Annotated in this window: 3 protein-coding genes; 2 read left to right on the top strand and 1 reads right to left on the bottom strand. The window is 38.6% G+C overall.

Going from position 1 to position 6975, the window contains the following annotated elements; all coding sequences use genetic code 11:
* Together ACILQF_RS08870 and ACILQF_RS08865 are read left to right on the top strand one after the other, a co-directional pair.
* Nucleotides 1-434 (top strand): hypothetical protein (locus tag ACILQF_RS08870; protein ID WP_395627061.1); only part of this gene is annotated, 434 nt, incomplete at its 5' end.
* Between the two features lie 128 nt (nucleotides 435-562).
* A complete protein-coding gene (locus ACILQF_RS08865) occupies nucleotides 563-3016 on the top strand; it encodes a helix-turn-helix domain-containing protein (RefSeq protein ID WP_395627060.1) in 2454 nt (817 codons plus the stop codon).
* Between the two features lie 395 nt (nucleotides 3017-3411).
* Here ACILQF_RS08865 and ACILQF_RS08860 read toward each other — a convergent pair.
* On the bottom strand, nucleotides 3412-6975 hold a 3564-nt coding region (locus ACILQF_RS08860), incomplete at its 5' end, for a DUF1566 domain-containing protein (protein ID WP_395627059.1).

The raw sequence follows: 6975 nt of genomic DNA, 5'->3' as shown, positions 1-6975 counted from the left end.
CAATAATTGCGGGCATGACTTGTGTCTTCATATATGAACAATTTCATCCTAATCATGCCTTAGAAATTGAAAAGAAAACTCATTTTTTCATTTCTGACTGGATGAAAAAAAGCATCCATGAAAATCACCCTGACCTGGCCGATACCTTTACAAGTCCGACAGGCAAAATTTTGCGCAAAGATGAACTAGCTTCAAAAATTAATATTGTATTTAAACGCTTTAAAGAATTCAAAAATTGCCATTACTCTATTAATGAAGTAAATTTTGAATTAAATAAGTATACAGGAATGGGATTTGCAGAGGGGTACATAAAATACATAGCTGCTTTACACAATAATGAAAATATTCAAATTGAAGGCCCCTTTAAATTATACTTTAATTTGGAATACGATAGGTGGTCGATTTTTTACTTTGTGCTCCCAGGGTTTGAATAATCTCGAATTCGAATATTAATCATTATCAATAATTAAGAACAAATTGATTCTTGCAATTTATTAATCAAGAGATATAGAATTTTAATCTTTATCTTGCCCCCATACCAAAATATGTCAAAATAATACCCATGGAGCAGAATTCACAACTGGAACTCGCTTTTAATTTTGTTCAATACACAGATAAAAATATTTTTCTGACAGGTAAAGCTGGAACCGGAAAAACTACTTTTCTACATCAGTTAAAAAAGCAATCGCATAAACGCATGGCGGTAGTGGCGCCAACGGGTGTTGCAGCTATAAATGCCGGAGGGGTAACCATTAATTCATTTTTTCAATTACCTTTTGCGCCATACATACCAGGTAATGCAGGAAATATTCAAGTTAAACGTTTCAATAAAGAAAAAATTAATCTCATTAAAAGTCTCGATCTTTTAGTTATTGATGAGATTAGCATGGTTCGTGCCGATACACTCGACCATATCGACGAGGTGCTTCGCCGCTTTAAAAACCATACTAAGCCGTTTGGAGGTGTTCAAGTTTTAATGATTGGTGATCTACATCAGCTTTCACCAGTAGTAAAGGATGAAGATTGGCTCATACTGAAAAACTACTATTCCAACCTATTTTTTTTCAGTAGTAAAGCACTCCAACAAACGAGTCCGGTAAGTATCGAACTCAAACATATTTACAGACAAGTAGACACGATGTTTATCGACCTTCTTAATCGTGTTCGTAAAAATGAAATCGATGAACATATTCTAAAAACACTAAATCAGCGCTATATACCCAATTTTAAACCTGCGGATGAGGAGGGTTATATCACCTTAACCACACACAATAAAACAGCGCAAGAAATTAATGATGTCAAATTACGTGAGCTAGTTAATCCTATATTTAAGTACGATGCGGTAATACAGGGCGATTTCCCTGAGTACTCCTATCCTACCGTTGCTGAATTGGAATTAAAAAAGGGGGCTCAGGTGATGTTTGTAAAAAACGATCCCTCAAAAGAGCGTTTATTTTTCAATGGGAAAATTGGCATGATTACCAAAATTTCAAAAGATCAGATCGTAGTCCAATGCCCTGGCGATGAAACAGAAATCAATGTCAATAAACTCGACTGGGGCAATATTAAATATGAACTTGACGCAGAGACGAAGGAAGTCAAAGAAAAAATCATTGGAGTATTCACGCAATTTCCATTAAAACTTGCTTGGGCAATCACCATTCATAAAAGTCAGGGTTTAACCTTCGAAAAAGCAGTAATTGATGCAAATTTGGCCTTTGCTCACGGACAAGTATATGTGGCTTTAAGTCGCTGTAAAAGCTTTGAAGGCATGGTTTTAAGGAGTCCCATTTCCTTTAACAGCGTAAAAACTGATGGAACGGTATCAGAATACACCGAAAACGCCAAAAATAATGAGCCTGGCCTAGAACAATTAAATGAATCAAGGAAATCATTTCAGCAGACCTTATTGTTTGATTTATTCGATTTTAACCCGATTAAGGGTTACTTCTTCCAGGTCAGGAAAATTGCCGAAGATCATAACAATATCCTAGCAAGTACAATTATTGATGATTTAAAGTCGATACGTGAACAATCAGAGAAAAACATCTATGAGGTTGCAGACAATTTCAAAAAACAGTTAAATGGCTATCTAGGCAATGAATTTCTTCCTGAGGATGACCAAGAACTACAAGCTAGAGTTAAAAAGGCATGCAGTTATTTCTTAGATAAAATAGAATCAGTAATCAGTGAGACGATTAAAAATTTAAATACTGATTGTGACAATAAGGCGGTTCGGACTAACCTAATTGAGGCAATAGATCATTTACAGAAAGAGCTACACATTAAAAAAGCATTGATGAAAATTAGCTTAAATGGCTTTTCTACATCCAATTATCTACAGACGAAAGCAAATGCGGAGATTGACCATGTTCCGGCAAAAACCAGCAGCAAGGACACGATTAAAGTTGCAGCAAATATTCCGCATCCAGAATTATACAAATCTTTAAAAAGCTGGAGAGACGCTTTAGCGGATGAATGGGGGGTGCCCGTTTATTTAGTATTGGCACAAAAGTCGATTCTAGAATTACTACAATCCCTGCCTTCAAACCTGCAAGAGCTTGAAAGCATTAAAGGTTTAGGCAAGACTAGAATTAAGCAATATGGGGATCAAATACTTGAAATAGTCAATCATTATTGCGAAAACAAGGAGGTGGAACGAAAAACTATTCTCCTCCCATTTAAAGAGAAAAAGGAGAAAGTTGATACTAAAATGGTAACGCTCGACTTATTTAAATCGGGGAAAACGATTCCCGACATTGCATTAGAGCGAAGTTTCACTACCGGCACTATTGAAGGGCATTTAGCACATTATATTAATTCAGGCGATATTTCAGTTTTTGATATTGTGTCGAGAATAAAGGTTGCTAAAATCATGGCCTATATTGTTCAGAATCCGGGCATTGGCACTACTGAAATGAAAGCAGCACTGGGTAATGAGGTTTCTTATGGCGAATTGAAAGCGGTACTTAATCACTTAGCTTTTATCAGGATGGAGGAAGGGGGATTGGGATAAACTCTTTTTTATAAATACGACTATCCAATTACCCGTTAGTCAAAAAAATCCTGCAGGAAATAACCTGTAGGAAATTGAAATTCTCTTATTTAGTTGATGTCCAGCTATTATTTGCTGAATTAGAATCCGGTAAAACCTTATCGGGATCTGAAACAACAGAGACAATCTCTTCCACGGAAGGGTAAACAAAAGTCCATTGCTTATTGCGCTGCCAAATTTCAACAGGAAGTTTTAACCTGCTAACCTTTTCTTTGAACTATTACTTTGAACTTACAAAATAATCAAATAGTTATTTTGTAAGTTCAAAGTATGGCAATTTGTTTTTTGGCTTTTATCCCACGATTTCTCGGGGGAATTAAAAATGGTTAATCCCGATACCATCGGGAGTCGAAATTTTAAAAAGCCCTAATGGCCCGAACATGGAGTAGGTTACCCTTAGGGCCGTAGTACAGAATGCCATCGCCGAAATACAGGTACCACGCGTTGGCTTGAGCGTCCGTAGAACTCCAATAGCTCTTGCTGTTATCAAAACCACCAATTAACGCTCTATTTATATATAATTTATTTAGCTCATCGTTACTTGGTAAATACCAATCACTATATCCCTGTTCTACTAAATCATCACAAAGTTTAGCTGCAATACCTGGTGTATTACATACTGCCAAAATAGATGCTGTATTTGTTGCTCCATCTCCTATTGCAGTTTTTCCTATTGCTCCTGAAAATGTAATTCCAGCACATCCCCATTGTGCACCTGTTGAAATATCTGCTGTTGTAGCCACTAATCCATGTTGTACATTAGCGTCATACCCAGGATCACCAATTTGTAGGATGTATGCAATTTTACCACCTAATGCGGCTTGACCTATTGTATAAGGAGCCGCGGCTGTACTTCCTCCTATCATATTTTTCCATGCGGTACCATTGTGAACCTGGAGCTCACCACTACCACAATTGCTGCACCACACCACTAAGCCCGCTACTGGTGCGCTGATAGCATCCCTTTGCGCTTCAGTCATCCTTGGTGGTAAAAACCCTTGAGTAGTTGAACTCGCCTCTAATACTGCTGAAGCACTAGTAGCTGAAGATGCACCTACGATCACTTTTCCACTAACTGTTGCACTTGCTAACGTCCCTACACTGGTTAAACTAGAACTCACCACAGCTGACGCAAGCGTAGTCCCCGTTAAAGCAGCAGCAGCTGCTGCTGCAACGGCTCCGGAACTTATTTCATTTGTTGCTGTGTCATAATACAAAACATTTGAAGTAGTTGCTGATCGAATTGGTGCAACAAAAAATCCACTAGAAGTAGAAGTTGGAGTATTTAATGGATTACTTGTTGCATTTAGGATGATACTATTGGGAGCTTGATTTGTATTACCAGCAAGTTCCCCAATTGCAATTGAATTTGCACCTTGGGTGTCAGAACCTGCACCTGTCCCTATCGCAATTGAATTTGCACCTTGGATGTCAGAACCTGCCTCATTTCCAATTGCGATTGAATTATCGCCTTGACCACCGTTTACAATATCACCAGAACCAGCACTTGTCCCAATCGCAATTGAATTTAAACCTTGTTCATGATTCCCAGCAAATTCACCCAGAGCAATTGAATTTGCACCTTGATTCGTTTTAGCAGCGTTAGCTCCAATACCAATAGCTGCCATTCCTTGATTCGTTTTAGCAGCGTTTTCACCAATACCAATAGCACCATGCCCTTGACTAATATTACCTGCAGCAGAACCAATTGATACAGAATTATAACCTTGACTAGTACCCCCTGCAGCAACACCAATAGCTATAGAAAAAGTGCCTTGGCTAGTAAGTCCTGCGCCGGCTCCAATTGCTATTGCAAGATCTTGTTGACCAGAATTGCCCGCATTTAGTCCAAGAGCGATTTTTTCTGCATCTTTATTTACGTAAGTATTACCATCAACTGATCCATTTGCTTTTAAAAATTCACTGCCAGTACCATTAGTAGTTATAAAACCATCTGCTCTAATTTTACCGCTTGTAACAACACTTCTTACATTTGTATTTCCTAATTGAATGGTATTGCTTGCAGAAACTGTTGCTCCATATCCAATAGCAGTGGCATTGCTTAAATTAGCTGAAGCAACATCTGCACGATCTCCTATGGCAGTGTTGTTAAACCCTGTTTCGTTAGTGTAAAGTGCCTTATGTCCCAATGCGGTATTGTTGGTACCCGTTGAGTTTAAGTAAAGTGCTTCAGCACCACTTGCAGTATTGTAACTGCCTAATGTGTTTACTGTAAGTGCACCATACCCATTTGCTGTATTGTAGTTTCCGGTATTATTTACAGACAGCGCATTTGAACCAGTTGCGGTATTGTTGGTCCCTTCCGTATTCGATAAGAGTGCACTTGTACCATTTGCGGTATTGTTAGATCCAATTGTGTTTAAGTAAAGTGCCCTTTCCCCACTTGCGGTATTGTCCAATCCAGTTGTGTTTGAAAAAAGGGCTCTTCCCCCACTTGCCGTATTGTTGGTCCCTGTCGTGTTGAAAAGAAGTGCACTAGAACCAATTGCCGTATTAGTTGCATTTGTTCCACCACCTTTACCAATTGTTAATCCGTTGACAGTTAAGTCATGCGCACCTAAATTAACAGGCCCTGTTGCGCCAACATATGGAACTGCAATACTTGAAGCAGAGGTCCAACTGGCAGTTCCTGTTCCATCGGTGGTTAATACATTTCCAGTGATACCTGGATTATTTGGATAAGTGATTGTACCAGCCGTAATCGTTCCACTTGTTTTAACATTTGTTACACTTGGGTTTCCCAATTTAATAGTATTACTTGCATCTACTCTCGCACCAGCTCCTATGGCTGTTGCATTTGTTAAATCAGCTGCACCCACATTTGCGTTTGTACCTATTGCAGTATTATCTGTACCAGTAGTATTTGTAAATAGCGCCCTGTATCCGATCGCCACATTATTGCTACCAGTTCTATTTGAGTATGATGCATTTTCGCCAATAGCTGTATTTGAACTACCTATGGTATTAAACATTAATACTTCGTTTCCATTAGCTGTGTTTGAATTTCCCGTGGTATTGCTGACTAATGCTGTTTTACCAAATGCGACATTTCCTACGCCATCTGTGTTAGATTGTAGTGCCATAAGGCCAAGCACCGTATTTGATGATACATTACCAGCACCTGTACCAATAGTTAAGTTATTTATTGTTGCATCTGAACTAAAAGATTTTGCACCCGCAATTGTTTGATTGCTTGAAAGATCCACAAAGTTCAAGCTACTTGAACCTGTTCCACCATTCTCTATTGCTATGGGCGATCCATTCCAAGTCCCGGAAGTAATTGTACCCAGTGTTGTTAAATTAGGTAATACTTCTAATGTTGAATTACTAGTTGCATCTATGTTATTTGCTAGTGTAGCTCTTTCAGCAAGTGTTGCAGTGGCTGCATTACCAGTGGTGTTTTGATTGCCTGTATCATTTACACCAGGTAAATCAATATCAGCAGAACCATCAAAAGAAACACCACCAATAGTTCTGGCTGTTTCCAATTGTGTAGCAGTTATTGCTGAAGTTGCGGTAGCTGCATTTCCCGTAATATTGGTTTGATCACCAGTATTGCTTCCAATAATGGCTGCTAGTTTAATTTTTTCTGCCGTGGAGTAATCATTACTTGATAATTCCTTACCTGTTACCTTATCCACTTTTAAAGCCAAATTTGTGCTTACATCCGTGGTGTTTGCTTTTAAAGCTACCGAAGCTGTGGTGGCAAGAGCACTTAAATCTTGATCCCCTGTATTGCTTCCAATAATGGCTGCTAGTTTTGTTTTTTCTACCGTTGTATAATCATTGCTTGATAATTCCTTACCTGTTACCTTATCCACTTTTAAAGCCAAATTTGTGCTTACATCCGTGGTGTTTGCTTTTAAAGCTACCGAAGCTGTGGTGGCAAGAGCACTTAA

Source organism: Daejeonella sp., from assembly GCF_044232565.1.
Taxonomy (GTDB): Bacteria; Bacteroidota; Bacteroidia; order Sphingobacteriales; family Sphingobacteriaceae; genus Daejeonella.
The sequence above is the reverse complement of the archived record's forward strand: the minus strand, read 5'-3'. Positions and strand labels throughout refer to the sequence as shown.